The 23,608-nt window shown below is 65.8% G+C and carries 22 protein-coding genes and 3 pseudogenes; 10 read left to right on the top strand and 15 right to left on the bottom strand.

Features of this window, described 5'->3' with window-relative positions; all coding sequences use genetic code 11:
• Positions 1–202: 202 nt before the first annotated feature.
• Positions 203–853, top strand: a complete 651-nt coding sequence (locus ACO2Q5_RS20270) for a DUF924 family protein (RefSeq protein WP_423294432.1) — start codon at positions 203–205, stop codon at positions 851–853.
• A 15-nt stretch (positions 854–868) separates the two neighbouring features.
• Here ACO2Q5_RS20270 and ACO2Q5_RS20275 read toward each other — a convergent pair whose 3' ends face one another.
• Both ACO2Q5_RS20275 and ACO2Q5_RS20280 read right to left on the bottom strand, forming a co-directional pair.
• Positions 869–2,809 (bottom strand): heavy metal translocating P-type ATPase, encoded by a 1,941-nt coding sequence (locus ACO2Q5_RS20275; protein ID WP_423294434.1) that lies wholly within the window; start codon positions 2,807–2,809, stop codon positions 869–871.
• Positions 2,810–2,879: 70 nt separating this feature from the next.
• Entirely contained in the window at positions 2,880–3,257 is a 378-nt protein-coding gene (locus tag ACO2Q5_RS20280) for a hypothetical protein (RefSeq protein WP_423294436.1), read from the bottom strand.
• A 99-nt stretch (positions 3,258–3,356) separates the two neighbouring features.
• On the opposite strand from ACO2Q5_RS20280, the pseudogene ACO2Q5_RS20285 reads away from it, so the two are divergent.
• Positions 3,357–4,216: pseudogene (locus tag ACO2Q5_RS20285) on the top strand (DDE-type integrase/transposase/recombinase); the annotation flags it as partial.
• 321 nt (positions 4,217–4,537) lie between these two features.
• Here ACO2Q5_RS20285 and ACO2Q5_RS20290 read toward each other — a convergent pair.
• From ACO2Q5_RS20290 to ACO2Q5_RS20305, 4 genes are all read right to left on the bottom strand, one after another.
• Positions 4,538–5,023: a DUF411 domain-containing protein gene (locus ACO2Q5_RS20290; protein ID WP_423294438.1), complete on the bottom strand. Its 486-nt coding sequence runs from the start codon at positions 5,021–5,023 to the stop codon at positions 4,538–4,540.
• Positions 5,024–5,109: 86 nt separating this feature from the next.
• Entirely contained in the window at positions 5,110–7,509 is a 2,400-nt protein-coding gene (locus ACO2Q5_RS20295) for a heavy metal translocating P-type ATPase (protein ID WP_423294440.1), read from the bottom strand.
• A 41-nt stretch (positions 7,510–7,550) separates the two neighbouring features.
• Positions 7,551–9,035: a multicopper oxidase family protein gene (locus ACO2Q5_RS20300; RefSeq protein WP_423294442.1), complete on the bottom strand. Its 1,485-nt coding sequence runs from the start codon at positions 9,033–9,035 to the stop codon at positions 7,551–7,553.
• A 75-nt stretch (positions 9,036–9,110) separates the two neighbouring features.
• Positions 9,111–9,491 (bottom strand): hypothetical protein, encoded by a 381-nt coding sequence (locus tag ACO2Q5_RS20305; RefSeq protein ID WP_423294444.1) that lies wholly within the window; start codon positions 9,489–9,491, stop codon positions 9,111–9,113.
• A 95-nt stretch (positions 9,492–9,586) separates the two neighbouring features.
• On the opposite strand from ACO2Q5_RS20305, the gene ACO2Q5_RS20310 reads away from it, so the two are divergent.
• Positions 9,587–10,048, top strand: a complete 462-nt coding sequence (locus tag ACO2Q5_RS20310; protein ID WP_423294446.1) for a c-type cytochrome — start codon at positions 9,587–9,589, stop codon at positions 10,046–10,048.
• Here ACO2Q5_RS20310 and ACO2Q5_RS20315 read toward each other — a convergent pair.
• Positions 9,987–10,661, bottom strand: a complete 675-nt coding sequence (locus ACO2Q5_RS20315; RefSeq protein WP_423294448.1) for a hypothetical protein — start codon at positions 10,659–10,661, stop codon at positions 9,987–9,989. The genes ACO2Q5_RS20310 and ACO2Q5_RS20315 overlap by 62 nt on opposite strands.
• A 28-nt stretch (positions 10,662–10,689) precedes the next feature.
• On the opposite strand from ACO2Q5_RS20315, the pseudogene ACO2Q5_RS20320 reads away from it, so the two are divergent.
• Positions 10,690–10,809: pseudogene (locus ACO2Q5_RS20320) on the top strand (IS5/IS1182 family transposase); the annotation flags it as partial.
• Here the strand turns inward: ACO2Q5_RS20320 and ACO2Q5_RS20325 are convergent.
• Complete coding sequence (locus tag ACO2Q5_RS20325) at positions 10,789–12,357, bottom strand: FAD-NAD(P)-binding protein (RefSeq protein ID WP_423294450.1); 1,569 nt, start codon at positions 12,355–12,357, stop codon at positions 10,789–10,791. The pseudogene ACO2Q5_RS20320 and the gene ACO2Q5_RS20325 sit on opposite strands and share 21 nt — an antisense overlap.
• Before the next feature lie 101 nt (positions 12,358–12,458).
• Complete coding sequence (locus tag ACO2Q5_RS20330) at positions 12,459–12,599, bottom strand: hypothetical protein (RefSeq protein ID WP_423294452.1); 141 nt, start codon at positions 12,597–12,599, stop codon at positions 12,459–12,461.
• A gap of 70 nt (positions 12,600–12,669) precedes the next feature.
• On the opposite strand from ACO2Q5_RS20330, the gene trmFO reads away from it, so the two are divergent.
• Both trmFO and gluQRS read left to right on the top strand, forming a co-directional pair.
• Positions 12,670–14,004: a methylenetetrahydrofolate--tRNA-(uracil(54)-C(5))-methyltransferase (FADH(2)-oxidizing) TrmFO gene (gene trmFO / locus ACO2Q5_RS20335; RefSeq protein ID WP_423294454.1), complete on the top strand. Its 1,335-nt coding sequence runs from the start codon at positions 12,670–12,672 to the stop codon at positions 14,002–14,004.
• A 4-nt stretch (positions 14,005–14,008) separates the two neighbouring features.
• Positions 14,009–14,860, top strand: a complete 852-nt coding sequence (gluQRS, locus tag ACO2Q5_RS20340; protein ID WP_423294456.1) for a tRNA glutamyl-Q(34) synthetase GluQRS — start codon at positions 14,009–14,011, stop codon at positions 14,858–14,860.
• Here gluQRS and hisI read toward each other — a convergent pair.
• A complete protein-coding gene (gene hisI / locus ACO2Q5_RS20345) occupies positions 14,845–15,204 on the bottom strand; it encodes a phosphoribosyl-AMP cyclohydrolase (protein ID WP_423294458.1) in 360 nt (119 codons plus the stop codon). The genes gluQRS and hisI overlap by 16 nt on opposite strands.
• A gap of 62 nt (positions 15,205–15,266) precedes the next feature.
• Between hisI and ACO2Q5_RS20350 the strand changes: the two genes are divergently transcribed.
• On the top strand, positions 15,267–15,713 hold the full coding sequence (locus tag ACO2Q5_RS20350) for an iron-sulfur cluster assembly scaffold protein (protein ID WP_423294460.1): 447 nt from the start codon (positions 15,267–15,269) through the stop codon (positions 15,711–15,713).
• 136 nt (positions 15,714–15,849) lie between these two features.
• On the opposite strand, the gene ACO2Q5_RS20355 is transcribed toward ACO2Q5_RS20350, so the two are convergent.
• From ACO2Q5_RS20355 to ACO2Q5_RS20370, 4 genes and pseudogenes are all read right to left on the bottom strand, one after another.
• Positions 15,850–15,972: a hypothetical protein gene (locus ACO2Q5_RS20355; protein ID WP_423294462.1), complete on the bottom strand. Its 123-nt coding sequence runs from the start codon at positions 15,970–15,972 to the stop codon at positions 15,850–15,852.
• Between the two features lie 84 nt (positions 15,973–16,056).
• The gene (gene recG / locus ACO2Q5_RS20360) at positions 16,057–18,144 is read right to left on the bottom strand and encodes an ATP-dependent DNA helicase RecG (protein WP_423294589.1); all 2,088 of its coding nucleotides are present in this window, start codon (positions 18,142–18,144) and stop codon (positions 16,057–16,059) included.
• Positions 18,141–20,546, bottom strand: coding sequence for an NAD-dependent DNA ligase LigA (ligA, locus tag ACO2Q5_RS20365; RefSeq protein ID WP_423294464.1), 2,406 nt, complete (start codon positions 20,544–20,546; stop codon positions 18,141–18,143). Before ligA ends, recG begins: the two co-directional genes overlap by 4 nt.
• A 57-nt stretch (positions 20,547–20,603) precedes the next feature.
• Positions 20,604–20,765 (bottom strand): annotated as a pseudogene (locus ACO2Q5_RS20370) (winged helix-turn-helix domain-containing protein); the annotation flags it as partial.
• A gap of 98 nt (positions 20,766–20,863) precedes the next feature.
• Here ACO2Q5_RS20370 and ACO2Q5_RS20375 point away from each other — a divergent pair.
• The gene (locus ACO2Q5_RS20375; protein ID WP_423294466.1) at positions 20,864–22,504 is read left to right on the top strand and encodes a hypothetical protein; all 1,641 of its coding nucleotides are present in this window, start codon (positions 20,864–20,866) and stop codon (positions 22,502–22,504) included.
• A gap of 20 nt (positions 22,505–22,524) precedes the next feature.
• On the opposite strand, the gene ACO2Q5_RS20380 is transcribed toward ACO2Q5_RS20375, so the two are convergent.
• Positions 22,525–22,821 carry a hypothetical protein gene (locus ACO2Q5_RS20380; protein WP_423294468.1) on the bottom strand — a complete coding sequence of 99 codons (297 nt, stop codon included), beginning with the start codon at positions 22,819–22,821 and terminating at the stop codon, positions 22,525–22,527.
• On the opposite strand from ACO2Q5_RS20380, the gene ACO2Q5_RS20385 reads away from it, so the two are divergent.
• Complete coding sequence (locus ACO2Q5_RS20385) at positions 22,805–23,344, top strand: hypothetical protein (protein ID WP_423294470.1); 540 nt, start codon at positions 22,805–22,807, stop codon at positions 23,342–23,344. The genes ACO2Q5_RS20380 and ACO2Q5_RS20385 overlap by 17 nt on opposite strands.
• Entirely contained in the window at positions 23,341–23,607 is a 267-nt protein-coding gene (locus ACO2Q5_RS20390) for a hypothetical protein (protein ID WP_423294472.1), read from the top strand. The genes ACO2Q5_RS20385 and ACO2Q5_RS20390 overlap by 4 nt, the downstream gene beginning before the upstream one ends.
• Position 23,608 lies beyond the last annotated feature (1 nt).

A 23,608-nucleotide genomic window follows, 5' to 3' on the forward strand; every position in this document is an offset into this window, starting at 1 on the left:
AGCCGCAACAGCCCGAAAAAAGAAGGAGTGAAACCCGCCCTTGACCCAAAACTGAACCGAAATCCATAATCAGAGGTGGGTCAAATCTCGATGGAAAACCCGGGTCACTTCTCAGTGGAAATCAACAGCATAGGCGCTTGCACCGCATTGGGAAATCCGCTCCCGTGCCCATGGCGCGGGGGCGTTTTCATTGGGGGATGACATGACCGACAACACCGATGCCGGGGAAATCCGCGCGGTTCTGGATTTCTGGTTCCCCGAGGGCCGCGCTCTGGATATCGACCCCGACCGCCATGCCGAGCTATGGCGCTGGCGGATGCATGGCAGCGCGGACAGTGCGATTGCGGCGCGCTTTGGCCCGCTGACCGAACGCGGCGCGGCGGGGGCGCTGGATCATTGGGCAGAGGCGCCCGAGGGCAGGCTGGCGCTGATCGTGGTGCTGGACCAGTTCCCGCGCTCGCTGTGGCGGGGCAGCAAGCGGGCCTGGGCGCAAGACCCGGCGGCATTGGCGCAGGCGCTGGAAGGGTTGGAAAACGGTGACTGGGCGGCGCTTGGCCTGCCATGGTTCCAGATCGCCTTCACCCAGCCCTTGGGTCACGCCGAAGGGCCGGATCATCTGACCCGCATCGACCGCTTGATCGCGCTCCGCCGCGACATTGCCGCGCGCGTGCCCGCGCCCTTGCGCCCGCTTTATGCCTCGCTGGTCGATCAGGCCGGCAAGGTGCGCCGCGTCATTGCCAGCTTTGGCCGCCACCCGCACCGCAACGCCATCCTCGGCCGAAACTCGACACCCGAGGAGGAAGCCTATCTGGAAAAGGGCGATTTCCCCCATCAGCGTGCCTTTCGGGGGTGAGCGCATCCCCACGGGTCAGGCGGGCTGCGCGACACCCGTCAGCGCCTGTCCGGCAACAGACGCCTTTGGCCGGCGGATCGGGTCCGACAGCAACCGCAGCCCGTTCAGCACCACCAGCACGGTGCCGCCTTCATGACCAATCACCACCAGCGGCAACGGCAGATCGAAGAACAGCCCGCCGATGACCAGAACCACCATGGCGCCGATGGCGAAGGTCAGGTTCTGCCGGATCACCCTTGAGGTTTGGCGCGACAGGCGGTGCGCATCCGCAAGCCGCTCCATATCCTCGGACAGCAGCGCCACATCGGCGGCCTGAAGCGCCACCTCGGACCCGGCCGCGCCCATGGCGATGCCGACATCGGCGCGGGCCAGCGCCGCGGCGTCGTTCACGCCGTCGCCGACAAAGGCGACGCGGCCGGTTGCGGCCAGTTCGCCGACTTCACGCACCTTGTCCTGCGGCAGCATCCCAGCATGGATCTCGTCCGGCTTCAGCCCAAGGCTAGCGCCGATGCGCAGCGCCACCGGCCTGCGATCTCCGGTCATCATGACGATGCGGTGGACACCACTGTCGCGCAGGGCCGTGATCGCCCCGGCGGAACTGGCCCGTGCCTCATCCGCCACGCTGACGGCACCCAGCACGGTGGCGCCGCGACCCAGATAGACGACCGTATTGGCGCCATCCGCCAGCGCCTGCAACGCGGGGTGATCCGTTGCGGCCTTCATGTCCTCGACAAGATAGGCATTGCCCGCCCAAACCGGGCCAAGTGCATCGGACCCTTCGATGCCGATGCCAGGCCGGGCGTTCACATCGGCCACCTGCGCCGGATCAAGCCCGCGGCTGGCGACCTCACGGCGGATCGCGGCGGCGATATGATGCTCGGAGTGCGCCTCCAGCCCCGCCAGCAGCGACAGGAACCCGGCCTCGTCGCCATCCAAAGCGACGATTTCCGTCACCTCGGCGCGGCCGGTGGTCAGGGTGCCGGTCTTGTCGAAGGCGAAGGTATCGACCTCGGCCAGCGTCTCCAGCGCGCCGCCGCCCTTGAACAGAACACCGCCCCGCGCCGCCGCCGAAAGGGCCGACAGGATCGCGGCGGGGACGGAAATGACGATGGCGCAGGGGCTGGCGGCGACCAGCAGCGTGGCGGCGCGGTAAAGCGCCAGTTCCCAACCGCTGCCCAGCCACCAGAACGCGGCAAAGGCGAGCACCGCACCCGCCAGCACCGCGACCGTATAGCGTTGTCCGAACCATTCGCTGAACCGCTCGGAGGGCGCGCGGGCGGCCTGCGCCTCGGTCACCAGCCGGATCATGCGGGCGATGGTGCTGTCGCCGACCGGGCGGGAGATCGAAACCTCCAGCACACCGTCCAGATTGATCGTGGCCTCGAACACCTGCGCACCGGCCTCTTTTGACACGGGCATGGATTCGCCGGTGATATTGGCCTCGTCGATGCCGCCGCGCCCGGTGACGACCACGCCATCACTGGGCACCCGGGCACCGGGGCGCAGCACCACCACATCGCCGACGGCCAGCACCTCGGCGGGAACCTCCTCGACGGTGCCGTTGGCGGTCTTGCGCAAGGCGGTTTCGGGGCGCAGCGCCATCAGCGCCTCGATGGCGCGGCGGGCGCGGCCAAGCGCGCGCTCCTCCAGCGTGGTCGAGATGCTGAACAGCGTCAGCAGCACCGCGCCCTCGAACGGGGCGCCGACGATTGCGGCGGCAATGGCGGCGGCGATCATCAGCAGGTCGATGTCCAGCACCCGCTCGCGCCACAGGGTGGAAAGCGCGCGCCAGCCGGTCGGCAGGCCGCCCGCCAGATAGGCAAGCACCAGACCCGGAAGTTCGACGGGTGCCCATGCCACGCCCGGCAGCCACCGCCCGGCAGCCGCCATTGCGAGGCCCAGCACGGTGGCCAGCGAAAGGGCCATGGACAGGTCGATGGAAGAGGCTTTGGTCATGTCAGGGTCCTGGCTGGCACGACTGCGGCATGGGGCCGTTGTCGCGGGCTGGCTTGGATTCATGCCTTGATTAGTGGGTGCGGCGGCCGCGAAAGGCAAGTGCGGCAATCGCGATCCAGATGCTGCTGCGCAGGATCATCGCGCCCATGGTGCGCGCCTCCCATGCGCCCCCCGAGACCACATGCCACAGAAAGGCGGCAAAGACCGCCACTGTCGCCAGCGCGATGCCCAGCGACAGCATCGGTGCCCAGCCCGCGCCGCGCCACAGGCCGATTCCAGCCAGAACATAGGCGAACCCGGCAAGGAAGTTGAACCACAGCACGAATGGCAACACTGCGCCCATGTCGACGCCGCCGAACAGCGCGCGGCCACCGGAAACGATGGTCAGCAGCCCGAAGATCACTGCGACGGCGGCGGCGATGGATAGGGTACGGGGTCTCGCGGTCACGGCATCCTCCGGGGTCAAGCGTCGGCCAGTCGGCCATCGCGCAGATGGACCAGCCAGTCGAAGCGGTCAGAAATCTTCTCATCATGGGTGACGGGGGGCAATCGTTACCTCGCAGGCGGGCCGGAAGCGCTGACGGATCGGCCGTCAGCGCCGTGCCGGGTGTGGAACCGCATCGGCGAGAATATCCAGGACCAGATCGTCGACATGGCGCTGGAGCAGTCCGAGCTGTCCCCGCGCGAGCTGGCGGTGCGATTTACCCATGAACGCCAATACTTTGTGTCCGAAGCCACGGTCTACCGTCTGCTCAAGGCCCATGACCTGATCACCAGCCCGGCCTATGTCGTGATCAAGGCGGCCGATGCGTTCCACACCAAGACCAGCCGACCGAACGAGATGTGGCAGACCCACTTCACCTACTTCAGGATCATAGGCTGGGGCTGGATGTATCTGTCGACCGTGCTCGACGACTTCTCGCGCTACATCATCGCCTGGAAGCTGTGCACCACAATGCGGGCCGAGGACGTGACCGAGACGCTGGACCTTGCTCTCGCAGCGTCCGGCTGCGACAGCGCCACGGTGCTGCACAAACCCAGGCTGCTCAGCGACAACGCCCCAGCTACATCCCCGGCGAACTGGCAGAATACATCGAGGCCAACGAGATGCGCCATGTGCGTGGCACCCCGATGCATCTCCAGACCCAGGGCAAGATCGCGCGCTGGCACCAGACCCTGAAGAACTACATCCTGCTGGAAAACTACTTCCTGCCCGGCGACCTCGAGGCCCGGATCAAGGCCTTCGTCGAGCACTATAATCACCAGCGCTATCACGAGAGCCTGAACAATGTGACGCCCGCCGATGCCTGCTTCGGCAGGGCTCCGGCCATCATCAAACAGCGCAAAAGGATCAAGCGACAGGCCATCGAACATCGGCGCTTGCAGCACCGCAAGATCGCCGCCTGACATCAATCCCCAGACGAGGCCCACACTCCGCTAATCTGCGCCCCAATCTGCGCCAAATGTTCTGACGACGGACAATGGCCAGCAGCAGGATGCAGACCGCAAATTGTCGCAATCGGGCGCATCCTGCCCGGAAAGCAGCTCGCGCCCGCGCGGTCACGCGCCACCTTCCTTCCCGCTGGCACGCCGGGTCAGCCAGCAGTCGCGTTCATGTCGTGCGCCACCCGACGCCGCGAGACAGCCCTGCCGGCAGAGGCAAGCCGCCTCGGTCGGGTGCTGTTTCGGGTCATTGGCGAGCCGGGCGGCCATGTCGGCAGTCCCGTGTCAGATTTCCCGCGGGCCGAGGAAGCGGCCAAAGCTGCGGGTGGTCGGGCCGAACAGGAACACTTCATACGGCTCCGGCGCGACACCGGGGAAATCCATGCCGGGCGAGCCGGCGGGCATTCCGGGAACGGCCAGCCCCGTCGCGTCCGGCCGCTCGGCCAGCAGGCGGCGGATCGCGGCGGCGGGCACATGGCCCTCGACCACATAGCCCCCCACCTCGGCGGTGTGGCAGGACGCCAGTTCCGCCGGCACCCCGAGCCGCTGCTTGAGGCTGCCCATATCGGCGGATTCCACGACCCGCACCGGGAACCCTGCGGCCTCGATATGCGCGGCCCAACCGTCGCAGCAGCCGCAAGACGGGTCCTTGGTAATGCTGACCAGCGGCAGGGTTTCGGCATGCCCCCGCCCGAGCGTGGACATCAGCAGGGGGAGCGCGCCGGCCGCCGCCAGAATGGCGCGGCGGGTGACGGGGTGATCGTTTCTCATCTTTGAGCCTCGTTTCATGGATTGCGTTGTCTCGCCGTCCCGGTCTGGACACGACGCATGAAGGAGTGAGCGGGTGCCGCCGATCGTCACAGCTTCACCCTCCGCAGCCGCGCGGCATTGGCGATGACACTGACCGAGGACAGCGCCATGGCAGCAGCGGCGATGATTGGCGACAGCAGTAGGCCAAAGAACGGGTAGAGCACCCCGGCCGCCACCGGCACGCCGAGCGCGTTGTAGATGAAGGCGAAGAACAGGTTCTGGCGGATGTTGCCCATGACGGCTTCCGACAGCTTGCGCGCCCGGACGATCCCGTTGAGGTCGCCCTTCAGCAGCGTGACGCCCGCGCTTTCCATCGCCACATCGGTGCCGGTGCCCATGGCGATGCCGACGTCCGCTGCGGCCAGCGCGGGCGCGTCGTTGACGCCGTCGCCCGCCATCGCCACCACCTCGCCCGCTGCCTTGTGCCGCTGCACGACCGCGCTTTTCTCATCGGGCAGGACTTCCGCCTCGACCTCGTCGATGCCAAGCTGGCGGGCGACTGCCTTCGCCGTGGTCCAGTTGTCGCCGGTCAGCATCACCACGCGGATGCCCTGCGCCTTCAGCGCCGCCAGCGCCTCGGGGGTCGAGGGCTTGACCGGATCGGCGATGGCGAAGATCGCCGCCACCTGGCCATCGATGCCCATGAAGATCGCGGTTGCCCCGTCCGCGCGCAGCCGGTCGGCCGCATCGTCCAAGGGCGCAACATCGACACCCTGCTCAGCGAGGAATTTGGCGTTGCCGAGGGAGATGCGCTTGCCGTCGACAGTGCCGAATGCGCCCTTGCCGGTCGGCGAGTCGAAGTCCACGATCGGCGCGGTCGCGATCCCGCGCTCTTCCGCCGCGCGCACGATCGCGAGCGCCAGCGGATGCTCGCTCGCCCGTTCGACGCTGGCGGCAAGCCGCAGCGCCTCGTCCTCGGTGAAGCCCGCAGCCGGAACGATGGCGGTGACGGCGGGCCGCCCCTCGGTCAGCGTCCCGGTCTTGTCGACGATGATCGTGTCGACCTTTTCCATGTGTTCCAGCGCCTCAGCGTTCTTGATCAGCACACCCGCCTGTGCGCCGCGCCCGACGCCGACCATGATCGACATCGGCGTGGCCAGCCCCAGCGCACAGGGGCAGGCGATGATCAGGACCGAGACCGCCGCGATCAGACCGAAGGAGAAGCGCGGCTCTGGCCCCCAGATCGACCAAGCGACGAAGGCAAGGACCGCGACCAGGATCACCGTCGGCACGAACCAGCCAGACACCTGATCGGCGAGCCGCTGGATCGGCGCGCGGCTGCGTTGCGCCTCGGCGACAAGCTGGACGATCTGCGACAGCATGGTGTCGCGCCCGACCTTGCGGGCTTCGATCACCAGCGCGCCGGACTGGTTCATGGTGCCACCGATGGCCTTGGAGCCGACCTCCTTGGTCACCGGCATGGATTCGCCCGTGACCATCGATTCATCGACGGCGCTGCGGCCCTCCAGCACCTCGCCATCGACCGGCACCTTCTCACCGGGCCGCACCCGCAGGTGGTCGCCGACATGGACGGTGTCGAGTTGCACCTCCTCCTCGGTGCCGTCGTCACGGATGATCCGGGCGGTCTTGGGCGCGAGGTCCAATAGCGCGCGGATCGCGCCACTGGTGCTCTCGCGCGCCCGCAGCTCCAGCACCTGGCCGAGCAGGACAAGGACGGTGATGACCGCCGCCGCCTCGAAATAGACCGCCACCGAGCCGTCCGGCTGCCGGAACGCATCCGGGAAGATGCCGGGCGCAAGTGTAGCCACGACGCTGTAGATCCAGGCCGTCCCCGTGCCCATGGCAATCAGCGTGAACATGTTGAGGCTGCGGTTGACCAGTGACTGCCAGCCGCGCACGAAGAACGGCCAGCCCGCCCAGAGAACGACCGGCGTTGCCAGGATCAGCTGCAGCCAGTTCGAGGTCCGCTGACCGACATAGTGGTTCAACCCGAGGAAGTGGCCGCCCATTTCGAGGATCACCACCGGGATCGCCAGCGCCAGCCCGATGCGGAACCGGCGCGTCATGTCGATCAGTTCCTCGTTGGGCCCATCATCGAGGCTGACCAGCACCGGCTCCAGCGCCATGCCGCAGATCGGGCATGACCCGGGACCGATCTGCCGGATCTCGGGATGCATCGGGCAGGTGTAGGTCGTCCCCTCAGGCACCGGCTCGGCCTTCGCCGCCGCTATGGCCGGATCGAGATAGCGCTCGGGATCGGCCAGGAATTTCGCACGGCAGCCCGCCGAGCAGAAGTAATACGGCGGGCCGGCATGCTCGGCCTTGTGCTGGGTCGTGTGGGGATCGACCATCATACCGCAGACCGGGTCCTTGACCTTATGGGCATTGTCCGGCGCGGCGGTCGCGTCGTCATGCGTGTGACCCTGCGCATGTCCGTGGGCCGAATGATCGTGGTGCTGATGATCGTGTTCAGTCTTGTTGGTCATGTTCATGCCTCCTCGGCGTCTTGGTCTCGGCGATCGCGCGATTATGCGCTGACCGCGAATTCGGTCATCATGCCGGTCTCGAGATGCGGCATGTGGTGGCAGTGCAGCATCCAGCGCGCGGCTTCGCCGGCGTCGAGCGCGACATCGACCATCGACATCGGCGGCACATACACCGTGTCCCGCCGCGCGCCGCGGACCGCACGGCCGTTCAGCCCGACGACCTGGAACACATGCCCGTGCAGATGCATCGGGTGGCCCATCATCGACATGTTGTGGAAGGACAGCACGACCCGCTCGCCGCTCTGCGCGGTCACCGGGCGATGCTGGCCCCAGACGGCGCCGTTGATCGTCCAGAGATAGGGCTGCATCGAGCCGCCCAGCATCACCATGTGGCTGCGCTCCACCGGCCGATCCGACAGGGCGTCTGCGGCGTTCAGGCGCGACTCCTGCGCAAGGTCGGTGTCGAAGGCGGGTGCCTCGGCTTCGGCCATGGGGTCGAGGCGCCGGATTTCGGCGCCCGGCGTGGCAAGGATCAGGCCGGTGCGCTCGCGCGCGCCCTCCCGCTGCGCGAGGATCGGCCAGGCGCCGCCCTCCTGCGGCAGCTCAATCTCGAGATCGAGCCGCTGGCCCATGGCCAAGCCGAAGCGCGTGCCAGAAAGCGGCCGAACCGCATGGCCATCGGCCGCCACCAGACGCGCCGGTGCGGCCCCGGTGTCGATCCAGAACACCGTCGCTGCGGCGGCATTGATCACCCGCAGACGGATGCGCCCGCCGCGCTCGACCTGCACCACCTCGGGGTCCGACAGCGTGCGGTCGTTGGCTAGGTAGGCATCCCAGTCGTAGTCGTTCAGGTCCATGGCACCCATTCCCATCATGCCACCCATGGCACCATGATCCATGCCTGCCATGCCGCCCATTGGCATGTTTCCCATCGCGCCCTGGCCCATGCCCGCGCCGTGGCCGCTTGCGTGACCACCCGCAGCCCCGTGGCCGCCAAGGATCTCGGCCATCACCTCCTCGGGCGCCTTGAACGAGAAATCGTGCAGGAACAGCACCACCTCTTGCCGGTCGGCGGTGACATCCTCGGGGCTGCGCACGATCAGCGGCGCTGCCAGCAAGCGCATCTCCTGCATCGGCACATGGCTGTGCATCCAGTAGGTGCCGGGCAGCGGCGCAAAATCATAGGCGCGGGTCTCGCCCGGGGCGAGCATCGGCAGCGGCAGGTCGGGCACGCCGTCCTGTGCGTTGGGCGGAATCTGGCCGTGCCAGTGGATGATGGTGCTCACGTCGAGGTCATTGCGCAGGTCCACGCGGAACCGCGCGCCGGGATCGAGCGTCAGCCCCTGTCCGGCCGGCCCGGCCAGACCCCAGACCGTGGCGGCGCGACCGTCAATGTCCAGCACCCGGCTGGCGGCGTGCAGGGACAGCGGGGCGGTGCCCTGCGCCGCCGCGATGCGGGGCAGATGCGCATAGGCCAGCATGGCTGCGCCAGCGGCCAGAAAGCCGCGTCGTGAAAGGGTATTCATGGTCGTCTCCTCGGGACAGCCTGTCCCGTTCATCAAAACCGACAAGACGCCGCGGGCCTGAGCCCGGACGCGCGATCAGAGGAGACGGAGCTTGGGAGGTCGCTCGTTCAGTCCGGGGGCCCGGCTGGCGAGATTTTCAGCAGCCGGCAGGTCATGGCCGGCAGACGCGCAATCGCCGCCAGAGCCCTCGTTCGGCGAGGTCAGGAAGACCGATACACCGGCGCAAAGCAGCTCACAGCTCGCGACATCACCTGATCCACAGTGCCGTTCACCGTCGCAGGGTTCTGGATGGCCGGCATCGACCTGCATCGTCTTGCTGACATGCACCGCGTGATCCGGCTCCGCGCCCAGAAGCGCGGCGTGCCCAGCCGTCACCGTCGTCATGACGGCGATCGCGAGTACGGCAAGCATGGTGACGAGGCGCGAGAGCATGCCGGAAAGGTAGGCGCTGGTCACAGGAATGTCCATTGCCCGCGGCGTCGCGCCTCTGGCAGAAATTCATGCTCGGCATGTAGGCCAATTGAAATTCCTCACCAGTAGTCGTGCAACCCATGCGAAAAGAACTCCGTAATATTCTGTGGATCGGTTTCCTCATCGGAGGCCTGGTCCTGGCGATCCTCGTTGGATGGCATCAGTCCCGCACTGCATCCACCACGGCCTCATCTGCAGAATTCATCGAACAGGGCCGGCAGGTTTATGCCGACCAATGTGCCTCCTGCCACGGCGCCGATTTGAAGGGACAGCCCGACTGGCGCTCGCCGCTTCCCTCCGGCCGGCTGCCTGCACCACCGCATGATGAGAGCGGCCACACATGGCACCACGCCGACGAGGTCCTGCTCCGCATCGTAAGGGAAGGCACGGCCGCCGTCGTGGGCGGTGGCTACGAGAGCGACATGCCCGGCTTTGCCGATGTCCTGAGCGATGCGGAGATCCGGGCTGTCCTCGCCTACATCAAGAGCACCTGGCCGGAGCGGGAGCGCGGATACCAGGAGGAGGTTTCCCGCCGCGACTGAGATTCCCGGACTTCGGCTCCCCCACCGTGATCAATCCCCCGTGCCGGTAGTTGCAGATCAGCCATGCGGGAACGCAGATATAGAGAGTAAATAAAAACAATAGCTTACACTGGAGAAGGTTGTCTTTCAGGCCCATCCCCTCCGCCACTAAACTTTTAGCACCTGAAACCTGGGTTAAGATTTTGAACGGCATGGATAAATCCGCCGTTCTAAAGCCGCGTTTACGGGTGTGGCGCGGACGGTCGGCGAAGGCGAGTTTGAGGACGGTCTGCTTGTCCTCCAGACGATCCGACTTCCAGAGTTTCCAAGGGTTTGCGAGGAAGTCGAGCGCCGTTCTAGGTGTCTTGTCTAAACTCGATGCCGGGCGCGTGGCCGTAGCCATCTTTTCCCGGATCAGCAGCTTCTCGTCTTCCAGTCTGCTGATTTTCTTTTCATAGGCAGCGATCACACTGGGTAGGGACGCATCGAGGATGCGTTCCAAAAGTTGCGCCACCTGCTTTCCACCTTCACCAGTTGCACGGTCATCGCCTTGGCTTGCGTCTCGGCCTGCTGCGCGCGATGCGCCCAGAGATCGGCGAACATGCGGCGCGCGATCGCGGGACGCGGCGCGCATGCTGCGTCGGGCATTCTCTCGGACCAATGGCGTTCATGCCCTCCCCCCGCGGCGCAGGACCGCGAAGCCATGGAAGACCGTCACCGCCGGCGCAATTGCCCGGAACGAAGCGCTGCGGGCACCGGCATCATTCTCGGGGCGCACTGTCGCCCACCGCCTTAGAAATCCCGCGGGCAATTGCCGCGCCGATTTCTGCGCTGGCGGTGATGCCCTGCACGAAGGGCCGATCATGCATCAGGTAGGGGATCGCGGCCAGGTGCAGATGCTGGTCGTAGCCCGGAACGCCGACGAGGGTGAAGTCACCGTCCAGCTCGGGAATGTCCTGCCCCGATCCGATCAGCGCGCGGCGCAGGCTCGGGAAGGGCATGTCCTTGCTCTCCATCGGTTTCTGGCCGCGCGCGTCGATGAACACCGGAAACACATGCGTCTTTCCCTTGGCGCGGATCACCGTGCGGTCGGGCTCTCGCTTCAGCTTATAACCCTCGCCAAGGGCCAGAACGGACAACAGGCCAGCATCCCGCAGCGCCAGGAGACGTCGGATGGATTCAGAGGGCACGGCAGCGTAGTTGTCGACAAAGACCTTTTTCAGCCCGTCGTCGAACCGCTTGCGATCCGCATCGCCCAGATGCGGCACCAGAGTTTCCACCTTCTCATGCATCCGCAACAGCGCATAGCGCCAGGGCACGGTGATCTGATGCGCCTTGTTGTGTTCAACCTCCTCCAGGTTCTTGCGGGCCCAGCGGAAGGGATCCTGCGCCTCGCGTGCCGCGAAATAGGCATCGGCAAAGGTATCGGCAGTCAGCCTGGCCAGGCCGATGCGGGCGGCATAGGCAGGATCGGCTTGCGCGATCTCCTGTTGCAACAGGGCGAACACCCGGTCCAGCGGGTCGGCCTGCGCGGCACAATGCGCCACCGCGTCATCGGTCATTACCTTCAGCGGTTCGTAGGGAATCGGGCACCAGAAATCGGCCTCGGGCAGCACGCCGGTCCATGACATCAGGGTCAGGTGCAGACCCTCTGTCGTGGGCATGAAGGTCAGCTCCCCGCCCTTTCGGTGAAACCGGCCGTGCTGGTTTGCCACCGCCATGGCCGCGTCGATGGAACTGAGTGACGTGCCCATGATCCCGACGGCCACGGGGGGAACCTCTGCCTGGATCAGACCGGACCACGGGCTGGGGAAATAGCTGCGAGTGGCTTCATCCGCATCGGGAAAGGCGTGCCCGGTGGCCAGGATCACACGGTCAAACGGGCCGAACTCGCGACCGTCCGCGCGCAGGACCAAAGCATCGTCGCGCGCGATGACATCGGTGACCTCGGTATTCTCGAACACCTCGGCGCCGGCGCGGTGACAGTCCAGCAAAGACAGCAGCTGGTCGCGGAAGTACTCTCCCAGCAGCAGCCGCGGTGTGAACTGGCGGTCATCCAATTCTGCTGGGTCAACGCCGTAGGCGCGCAGCTTTGCATCCGGCTGATCCTTCAGCCAGTCCAGATAGGTGGCGTCGATGGGCGGGATCTCGATGCTTGCGATATTCGCCAGCATGGATTTGCTGGCCGCCTCGGGTGAATAGGGCAGACCGATGCCCGCCTTCTCGCCACGTTCGAACAGCGTGATGTGATGCGAAGGGTCGGCCTGAATGAGGTTGAAAAAGCTGTAGATGCCCGTGGGCCCGGTTCCGACGATCGCGATGCGCGCCATGCGAATCCCCTGAGATTGGTCATCAAACAACCCACACGACCTTGGGCGGGTTCCTGGGCGGGTAACGGACATGGTCATGGATCAGTCCGACGCAAAGAAGATCACGCACAGCCTACCGTCGTGAGTGCGACGGCGTGGCTGCCATCATGCAGACGGGGCAGCGCCTCATGGCCCGGGGTTTCGATCGTCAGCTCGCGGAATTCCAGTTCCGCAGTGCCATCCTGAACGGCTTCGCCGCGCACCGCACGGCCGTCACGGACGCCATGAGGTCCCTCCCTTGCGGGGGTGCCGCGGGGGGGCTACATCGCGGATATGGAAAAGCTTCACATCATCGGCGGCGGCATGGCCGGGTCCGAGGCCGCATGGGCCGCGGCACAGCTGGGCGTGCCGGTCGTCCTGCATGAAATGCGCCCCCATGTGGGCACCTTCGCGCATCGCACCGGCAATCTGGCCGAGATGGTCTGTTCGAACTCCTTCCGCTCGGACGATCACGAGCGGAACGCCGTGGGCCTTCTCCATTGGGAGATGCGGGCGGCGGGCGGTATCGTGATGGAGATGGCCGAACGCCACCGGCTGCCCGCGGGTGGCGCGCTGGCCGTCGACCGCGACCCGTTCTCCGAGGCGGTCACCGAACGCCTTCGCAGCCATCCGCTGATCACCGTGGAAGCGGGAGAGATCACCGAACTCCCCGCCTCGGGCCAGTGGATCATCGCCACGGGCCCGCTGACCTCCGGCGCGCTGGCGCAGGCCATTCAGGCCGAGACCGGGGCCGAGAGCCTGGCCTTCTTCGACGCCATCGCCCCCATCGTCTATGCCGAAAGCGTGGATATGTCAGTGGCCTGGCGCCAGTCGCGCTATGACAAGGGCGAGACGGAGGAGGAGCAGAAGGCCTATCTCAACTGCCCGATGGACCGCGCGCAATATGAGGCCTTCATCGACGCGCTGCTGGCCGCCGAAAAGACCGAATTCCATGAGGGTGAGACCGCGGGCTATTTCGATGGCTGCCTGCCCATCGAGGTGATGGCCGAACGCGGGCGCGAGACCCTGCGCTTTGGCCCGATGAAGCCGGTCGGCCTGACCAACCCGCACCGCCCGGAAAAGCCCTATGCCGTGGTGCAACTGCGCCGCGACAATGCGCTTGGCACGCTGTATAATATCGTCGGCTTCCAGACAAAGATGAAATACGGCGCGCAAACCTCTGTTTTCCGGATGATTCCGGGGCTGGAGAGTGCCAGCTTTGCCCGGTTGGGCGGCATCCACCGCAACACCTTCATCAACTCGCCCACACTGCTGGACAACCGGATGCGGCTGAAATCCCGGCCGAACATCCGCTTCGCCGGGCAGATCACCGGAGTTGAGGGCTATGTGGAATCCGCCGCCATGGGCCTACTGGCCGGGCGGATGGCGGCGGCGGAAATTCTTGGCCGCGATCTGCCGCCGCCGCCGCCGGAAACGGCCACCGGCGCGCTGATCACCCATATCACCGGCGGGGCCGAGGCAAAGACGTTCCAGCCGATGAATGTGAATTTCGGGCTGTTCCCGCCGATTGACGCCAAGGGCGGGCGCAGGGGCCGCAAGGACCGCTACAAGGCCTATACGGACCGCGCGAAAGAGGCGTTCCAACAATGGCTTGCACCGCAAGGCTGATGTGATGGGCGAAGTTACCCGCTTTGCCCCGTCTCCCACCGGACCACTGCATCTGGGCCATGCCTATGCTGCAATCGTGGCCCATGACATGGCCCGCGCCTCGGGCGGGCGGTTTCTGGTGCGGATGGAGGATATCGACCGCGCCCGGTCGCGCGGGGGCTGGGATCTGGCGGCGCTGGACGATCTTGGCTGGCTGGGCCTGACATGGGACGGGCCGGTGCTCTATCAGTCCAGCCGCCTGCCCGCCTATCGTGCGGCGCTGGAGCGGCTGGAGGCCATGGGCCTGCTCTACGGTTGCACCTGCACCCGCGGCGACATCCGCGCCGCGCTGTCCGCCCCGCAGGAGGGCGCCTTTCCGGTGATCGGCCCCGATGGCCCGGTCTATCCCGGCACCTGCCGCGGACGCCCGGTGGCCGAGGGCGCGGCGATCCGGCTGGACCTGACCCGTGCGGTGAACCGCACCCGCGATTTGGAGTATCGGGAGACCGGCCCCACCTGCCCCGGCCTGCGCCGGATCGACGCGCAGGCGATGCTGTCCGGTGTGGGCGATATCGTCCTGGCGCGGCGTGACATGGGCACGTCCTACCACCTGTCCGTCGTGCTGGACGATGCCTTTCAGGGCGTGACCACGGTCACCCGCGGCGAGGATCTGGCCGAGGCGACGGAGATCCACGTCCTGTTGCAGCGCCTGCTGGACCTGCCAACGCCAGCCTATCACCACCACCGGCTGATCCGTGACGATCAGGGCAAGCGGCTGGCCAAGCGCGACGATGCCCGCGCGCTGTCGCTCTATCGGGCCGAGGGCGCCACGCCGGAAGACATCCGCCGGATGCTGGGGCTTCAGACCATCGGCTGAAGGATCTCGACCTCATCGCCGGCGCGGATCGCGGTATAGAAGCAGGATCGGCGATTGGTGTGGCAGGCCGGGCCTTCCTGCGTGACCAGTGCCAGAAGCGCGTCGCGGTCACAATCCACCCGCAGTTCGACAAGACTTTGCAGGTGCCCCGAGGTTTCGCCCTTGACCCAGAATGCCTGACGCGAGCGTGACCAGTAGGTCACTTTCCCGGTCTCCAGCGTCTTCGCCACCGAGGCCGCGTTCATCCACGCCATCATCAGCACCTCGCCCGAGGCATGGTCCTGCGCGATGCAGGGGATCAGCCCGTCCGCGTCGAATTTCAGGCTTGCAGGGTCGAAGGTCATGGCGCTCTCCTTGGCGGGCCGCGCGGGCGGGATTACATAGCCCGGGGCAAAGGGGCAAGGGCATGAGCGAACAGGACCTGATCCGGCTGTATTCCGGGCGCATTCTGGAACTGGCGGCGAATATTCCGCGCACTGGCCGCCTGCCCGTGCCGGACGGGACGGCACGTCGCCGGTCGCCGCTTTGCGGATCGACGCTGAGCGTGGATGTGGTGCTGCGCGACGGCCGGGTGGCGGATTTCGCGCAGGAGGTGCGGGCCTGTGCGCTTGGTCAGGCTTCGGCCGCGGTGCTGGCACAGGTGGTGATCGGGCGGAACGGCGCCGAACTGCGCTGCGCGCGCGATCAGCTGGAGGCCATGCTGACTGCGGGCGGGCCGGTGCCCGACGCACCGTTTCAAGGCTATGAGGTGCTGATTCCCGCCCGGGATTACCGCAACCGCCATGCCTCCATCCTTCTGGCGCTGGAAGCGACCTGCGCAGCGGTCGAAACCGCAGAGGCCGCCGCCGGATAAAAAAACCGCCGCACGTCGGGTTGCGACGGCGGCGGAAGGGGCGTGTCTGTGGCGCGGGTCTTCGGGATCGGGACAGATCGGAACAGGAAGACCAGGGCGCCTGGGGATACAGACCGCAGGCAGAAACGAAGGTGCCTCAGACCGAGGCGGGAACGGCAAGCGCCACGAAGAGCAGCGCAAAGAGCAGGGCGAGACCGGCCACATCCCCGGCAATCGAGGCATCGGAACGGCGGACGGCAGCTTTCAGACGGGCGATCATCGGTATCTCCTGTGCTCAAGTTGCTATCTTGTTCTCATACTCCTCGCGATTCGTAAAGAACATTTTACGAACATGTGAGAACATTCAACCAACATTGATCAGCCGGATCGCCCGGTCCTGATCCAAGAGCCACAAAAGCAGCCGCGCCGCCCGGCCCCGCGGCCCCTCCAGCGCGGGGTCATCGTTAAGGAGCTTGCGCGCATCCATCTGCGCCACCGCCATCAGGCCCGACTGGCGTTCCAGATCGGCCACCCGGAACCGCGGCAGGCCGGATTGCGCGGTGCCGATCAGATCACCCGCGCCGCGGATCGCCAGATCCTCCTCAGAGATGCGGAACCCGTCCTCAGTGTCGCGGATGGTCTTCAGCCGCCGTTCAGCCGTCTCCCCCAATGGGGCCTGATACATCAGGAGGCAGGTCGAATCCGCCTCGCCGCGGCCCACCCGTCCGCGCAGCTGGTGCAGCTGCGCCAGCCCGAAGATCTCGGCCCGTTCGATGACCATGATGCTGGCATTGGGCACGTTCACCCCCACCTCAATCACGGTGGTGGCCACCAGAACCGCCGTCTCTCCTGCCACAAAGCGGGCCATGGCGGCGTCCTTCTCGGCCGGGGGCATCTGGCCATGGACCAGTCCGACCCGCCCCTCGCCCAGCACGGCCCGCAGCGATTTGAACCGCTCCTCGGCGGAGGTCAGATCCACCACCTCGGATTCTTCGACCAGCGGGCAGACCCAATAGGCCTGCCGACCTTCGGCAATCGCGCGGCGCAGATGGCCCACCACCTCCTCCAGCCGGGCGGAAGAGACCAAAGCCGTGCGGATCGGCTTTCGCCCCGGCGGCTTTTCATCCAGCACGGAAACATCCATGTCGCCGTAGCTGGCCAAGGCCAGACTGCGCGGGATCGGCGTCGCCGTCATCACCAGCACATCCGCCGCCTGCCCCTTGGCGCCCAGCTCCATCCTTTGCGCGACGCCAAAGCGATGCTGCTCGTCGATCACTGCAAGACGAAGATCCTGAAACTCCACATCTTTCTGAAAGACCGCATGGGTGCCGACCAGAATGCCGATCCGCCCCGCGGCCAGATCAGCCAGCTTGGCGGCGCGGTCGGCGCCGCGATCGCGCCCGGTCAGCAGCTCCAGCCGCACCCCCGCCGCGGCGGCCAAAGGCGCCAGCCCCTCATGATGCTGGCGGGCGAGGATTTCGGTCGGCGCCATCAGCACACCCTGCCCGCCCGCCTCGACCGCGATCAGCAGGGCCAGCATGGCGACCAAAGTCTTGCCCGCCCCCACATCGCCCTGCAAGAGCCGGTTCATCCGGGTTTCGGCCGCCATATCGGCCGCGATTTCCGCCACCGCCCGGGTCTGCGCGCCCGTGGGCCGGTAGGGCAGCGCCGCCAGAACCTTCGCCTGCAAGCGCCCGCTGCCGGTGGTGGACAGGCCGCGCCCCCGCCGCAGCGCCGCCCGCGCCAGCGACAGGGTCAGCTGATGGGCGAACAGCTCATCATAGGCCAGCCGTGCGCGGGCCGGATCGGCGGGCGCCAGTGCCGCTGCATCCGCAGGCGCATGCGCCAAGGCGACCGCCGCGCGCCAGTCCGGCCAACCCTCCCGCGCCTTCAGGGCCGGATCAATCCATTCCGGCAGATCGGGCGCACGGGCCAGCGCCGCCGCAACCGCCCTCTGGATCACCTTCTGCGTCACCCCCGCGGCCAGAGGATAGACCGGCTCATGCGCGGGCAGGCTTTCGGCTTCCTGCGGCAGGAGCACATGGTCGGGATGAACCATCTGGGCAATGCCGTCGAAAACCTCGACCTTGCCGGAGACGACCCGGCGTTCGCCCGGCGGCAGCAATTTCATCAGGTAATCGCCGCGGGCATGGAAAAAGACCAGAAACCAGTCCGCCCGCGGGTCGCTGACCGCGATCCGGGTGGGTCCGCCCTTGCGGCGCGGCGGCTGATGCGCCCCCACCGTGACCTCAACGGTGACGGTGCCCGGCGGAAGGATGTCGGTCACGCTGAGGCGGCGGGTCCGGTCGATGCCCGATTGCGGCAAGAGAAAGAGAAAGTCCTTGGGCCGGGTGACGCCAAGCGCCTCGACCGCCTGCGCCGTCTTGGGGCCGACGCCGTCCAGCGTCTCCAGATCCGCGAACAGCGGGAACAGGAGTTCCGGCCGGCTCATCCCGCGCCGATCCGGCGCAGCCATTCATCCTCGTCAATCATTTCGATCCCCAGACGCTCAGCATCCTTCGCCTTCGATCCCGCCCCGGGACCGGCGATCAGCAGATCGGTCTTGGCGCTGACGCTGCCCGCGACCTTGGCGCCCAAAGCCTCGGCCCGGGCCTTGGCCTCGGCCCGGGTCATCTTTTCCAGCGTGCCGGTGAAAACCACGGTCAGCCCGGCCACCGGGCTGGACGCGGCCCGGGCGGCCGGGGGCGTGATGTCGGACAGTTCGGCCACCAGCGCCTCAACCGCGGACCGTTCGGGACTGCCAGCGGCCAGGGTCGTGACCAGAGCGGCGGCCAGAACGGCGCCCAGACCCTCGATCGAAAGCATTTCCTCCCAGGCTGCGCGGGCCTCGTCCGGAACGCCGGCAAAGGCCTGATCGCGCCGCTCTTTCACCCTTGCACGGCGCCCCTCCTCGGTCGCCGCGGCCCGCTCAGCCGCCTCGGCCTCATCCGCGGCCAGATGCGCCTGCGCCGCGGGATGGGCCGCGTCGATGGCACCGCGCAGCGCGTCCCATGTCAGATAGTGGCGGGCCAGATCCTTGGCTGCCACCTCGCCCAGATGGCGGATGCCAAGCGCGAAAAGGAACCGCTCGAAGGGAATGACCCGCTTTTCTTCGATTGCGACAAAAAGCTTGGTGGCCGATTTGGCGCCGAAGCCTTTCACCTGCGCCAGGGGTTTCCGCGCCAGATGGGTCAGCCCGAAGATCAGACTGTCGCGCACCCCGTCCTGCACCGGCATGCCGGAGGCACGGACCATCTCGGCCAGACGGTCGTGCAGATCGCCCCAAAGCGGCGCGCCCTCACCCGCGGCATCGGCCAGACGCTCTGCCGGAGGGGCGACCTGCGCCGCCTCGCTCCCGTCGCGGGCGGCGAGGTGGAAGATGTCGGCAGGAACCGAAATCCGGCCAAGATAATAGAAGAACTCCACCTGTTTCACGCCCAGACCTTCGATGTCAAAGGCAGCACGACTGACGAAATGCTTCAGTTTCTCAACCGCCTGCGCGGGGCAGATCAGCCCTCCGGTGCAGCGGCGGATGGAATCGCCCGGCTCCCGTATGGCAGGGCTGCCGCAATCGGGGCAGATTTCGGGGAAGACGAAGGGCACGGCCGTCTCCGGCCGTTTCGACAGGTCCACATCGGCGATCTTCGGGATCACATCGCCCGCGCGGTAGACCTGCACCCAGTCGCCCACGCGGATATCCTTGCCATCGCGGATCGGCTGGCCCGCGCTGTCGCGCCCGGCGATGTAGTCTTCATTGTGCAGCGTGGCGTTCGACACCACCACGCCACCCACCGTGACCGGGGTCAGCCGCGCCACCGGCGACAGCGCGCCGGTCCGGCCGACCTGAATGCCGATCGCCTCCAGCCGGGTCCATGCGAGTTCGGCCGGGAATTTATGGGCCACCGCCCAGCGGGGCGTGGTCGCGCGGAACCCCAGACGGGATTGCAGCGCAAGGTCGTTCACCTTGTAGACCACGCCGTCAATATCATAACCCAGCGTGGCACGCTGCGCCTCGATCCCGCGGTAATGCGCCAGCATCGCCTCCGGCCCGTCACACAGCCGGGTCAGCGGATTGGTCGGAAAGCCCATCCCCGCCAGCCGCTCAATGGCACCGATCTGGGTCGCCGCCAGCGGCGCCGACAATTCTCCCCAAGTATAGGCAAAGAACCGCAGCGGGCGGGCCGCAGTGATCGTGGCATCCAGCTGCCGCAGGCTGCCCGCGGCGGCATTGCGCGGATTGGCGAAGGTCTTCTCCCCCGCCGCAGCCTGCCGGTCGTTCAGCGCGGCGAAATCGGCATGGGACATATAGACCTCGCCGCGGATTTCCATCACCGCAGGGGCGCCGTCCACCTGTTGCGGAATATCGGCAATGGTGCGGGCATTGGCGGTCACATCCTCGCCGGTTTCGCCATCGCCGCGGGTGGCGGCCTGCACCAGCCTTCCGTCCTCATAGCGCAGCGACAGGGACAGCCCGTCGATCTTCGGCTCCGCGGTATAGAGGAGCGGACCGGGATGGCCGAGGAAATTGTGCACCCTTTCGTCGAACCCCGCCACATCACCGTCTTCGAAAGCGTTTTCCAGCGACAGCATCGCCACCTTGTGACGCACCTTGCCGAACCCCTCGGCTACCGCGCCGCCCACATGATCGGAAGGGCTGTCCTTCCGCTTCAGGGCCGGGAACCGTGCCTCAATGGCGGCATTGCGGCGCTTCAGCGCATCATAGGCGCTGTCGGAAATATCCGGTGTATCGCGCCCGTGATACGCCTCATTCGCAGCCGCAATCGCGGTAGCCAGCGCGGCCAGTTCGGCCCGGGCCTCCGCCTCGGACAGATCATCCACAGGTTTCGCGTCCATTGCCGCCTCCGCTTGGTCAGGCCCGGAAGGTATGCGGCACGCGCGGAATGGTAAAGGTCAGGCGCTGGCCGCCAGACGCGGCGCGGGCTTGGCCTCTCCGGCCGGATCGCGCAGCACATAGCCGCGGCCCCAGACGGTTTCGATGTAATTGCTGCCGCCCGTCGCCTCGGCCAGCTTCTTGCGCAGTTTGCAGATGAAAACGTCGATGATCTTCAGCTTAACAGACATAACCTTATGATTTGTTTATTATCATTATGTTACGAGTTGAATCCGGCCACAACTTGTGTCACAACTTGTGTCACATTGAGGTTTGAACGATGGCAAAAACAGACGTTCCCGGCACTAGGATACGCGGCAAACGCCGCATGTATGAATTCAACCTGCGCATCCCAAAACCGCTTCAAGCTGAGTTCTATGGCGGGTCCGACTGGTACCGCGCAGCCATGCACACGGACTCCCGTGTCGAGGCGGGAAATCTCGTAACCAAGAAAAAGGCAGAATTCCTCCTCCAACTGGAAGAGCTTGAACGGCGCGCCACTCTCGCGGCGGCTTTCGAGACCCTGCCCCCAGATCAGCGAGCGATTTTTGACGAAGCCGGTGACGTAACTCGCCTTCGGACGCAGCATGACCGCCACGATACTGCGCGGGCCTTCCTGATCGCAGGCGGAGGGATCACCGACGCCGACACAACGATTGCAGCCGTTAAGACCGACACACGCCGCAACGTGCCTGCCCACGAGCAAGACGAACTTATCCCCGCCCCTTCCACGATCACCGCACGCGCGGTGTCTAGGGCCACGTACAAGGCGGAACTGGCCGAGTTTGATGCTCAGCATGTCAGAGAGGCGAAGACGCTAAGGGCGTTGGGTCAGAAGGTGAAAGACCCGGAAAGCTTCGGGCTTCGAGAACTGATCGAGAAGTTGGAAGGCTTGAACCACGTCAAGGCCGGGGCGGTCCTACGCTGGAAGATGGTCGCGGACAGATTCATAGACTTTGCGGGCGACCTACCTCTGTCCGAACTGTCGATGGACCATTTGCGCGAGTTTGTCTTCGCATACCGGCAGCTACCGGCACGGCAGAACACGAAAGAGCTTCGTGACCTGTCGTTCATGGACAAGATCAAGGTAGGGAGGGCGAAGAACCTCCCCCCCGTTGATGAAGTGACCATCACACAGCACGTGGGCGCTTTGCGGGCATTGATCCCGTTGGCAATATCGCTGGGTTACATTGCCACCGACCCTTGGGCGCGCTTCACCCTAATCTCCCCCCAAAAGCGCAACTCAGAAGCCAAAAGGAAATCCCGCCTGCCCTTCACCCGCGATATGGCCGAAGCCACCCTGAATGATGCGGCAGGCCGCGCCGCTGGGTCAGTTGATCGCTGGGGGCCGCTTCTCGCGGCGTACATGGGTTGCAGGCAGGGCGAGATTTGCCAGCTTCTTGGGGCGAACGTCTTCCAAGTCGGGGATACGTGGTGTTTGCAAGTCACTGACGAAGACGCGCGGCAATCGACCAAAAACCAGTCAAGCGAACGGGTTATCCCGATTCATCAAACAGTACTGGACGCTGGTTTCATTGAATACGCCTCCACACGCGCCAAGGACGAATACCTTTTCGAGAATGAGACAGCGAAGGGATTGCAGCCCATGACCCCAGACAAGCGGGGATATGTCAGCATCCAGTTCTCGGGGCGGTTCAACAAACGCTTGCGCAAAAATCTAGGGATCACGGACTCCCGCTACACCTTCCACAGCTTTCGGCACCTCTGGGAAGACTGCGCCACCGCCGTGGGAATTGACCTTATCCATAACCTAGAAATTGCCGGGCGCAGCAAAGCTGAGCTTGGGTCCAAGGCGCTGTATGGGTCAGGCCCACGCATGAAGGCCCTCAAGCGCAGCATGGACAAGATCGACCCGCTTATTGATCTAGACAGTTACGTTCAGAACGATGGCGAGGACTAACCCGCTGACGCGGGCCAGCGTCAAGGCTGAATATCGACAAGCCCACCAAGCGGGGCGGCGACACCGCGCGACGGATAGACGGCTCGCGGACGAATGTCTGCGAGGACGGATGCGGGCTTGCCCGGTTCGGACTTGGTCAAGCCCGCCGTCAGGCGGTCTTTTGCTTTCTGCCTGTCAGGATCGGTGCGCCGCCGAAATAGGTCAGCAATGCTGACCTTGAACCGTTTTTTCTCCGATTCGTGACATTCGCTTCCATACGTGCTATAAATATGCAAGCGAAAAGTTTGACCGGAAGAAAAGATGGGATTGACGATCACCCAGACCGACTATGTGAACGCCTGCGGCGTCAGCTCGCGGATCGTGAGCGCCCGCGTGGCAGGCCTGCCCTTTGCCCGCGACGGGAAGGTGAAAAGGTACCAGCTCGCGGACTGCCTCCCCCTGCTTGGCAAGAAATATGCCCACGTTGCCCCCGACCTTCTGCGCCGCGCGAAGGATGACTCTGTGACGTTTCAGGGCGGGGATGCTGAGCTTGGTGCCTGCCGGAAGCTGGAAGCCTTCTTGACCGCGCATGTGGACGGCACGGAAGACAGAATCTACTGCGCCCGTTCCGCCTATTTTGACGGTCTCGCGAACTCCACGAAGTTATCGGCGCTTCTGAATGACCCCGAACGGCAGCGCCTGTTGATCCTGCGCCACCCGGCAATCCTTCGGTTCGTGCTCGCGGATGACCGGTCCGGGCTGCCTGCCTCCCGCGAAGATTGGGGGCAGTTTGCTTACCGCTTCGCGCTGTTGCACAGCGCGCGCGGCCCGATTTTGAGTCAGATTCCGGTGGCGGCATGAGCCACCGCGTCAACTGTCTGCGCCGCCTCTGCCTCTCGCACCCCCGAACTGCAAAGACGATTGCCCGGCGCGGCGGGGACCCGGAAGGCATCCGCGCCATTCTGGACGACCCGCGCGCCATGGAAGGCTTCCTGCAAATGGCTGCCCGCCTGACCCGCGATGAGATTGACTCAATGATCGCCCCGACCCTCACCGACGCGCCCGCCGTCCCCGCCACCGAAAACGACTCTATGACCATTCAAATGGTCGCAGCCCACGGATGAA

This window comes from Neotabrizicola sp. VNH66 (assembly GCF_049445895.1).
GTDB lineage: Bacteria > Pseudomonadota > Alphaproteobacteria > Rhodobacterales > Rhodobacteraceae > Pseudogemmobacter.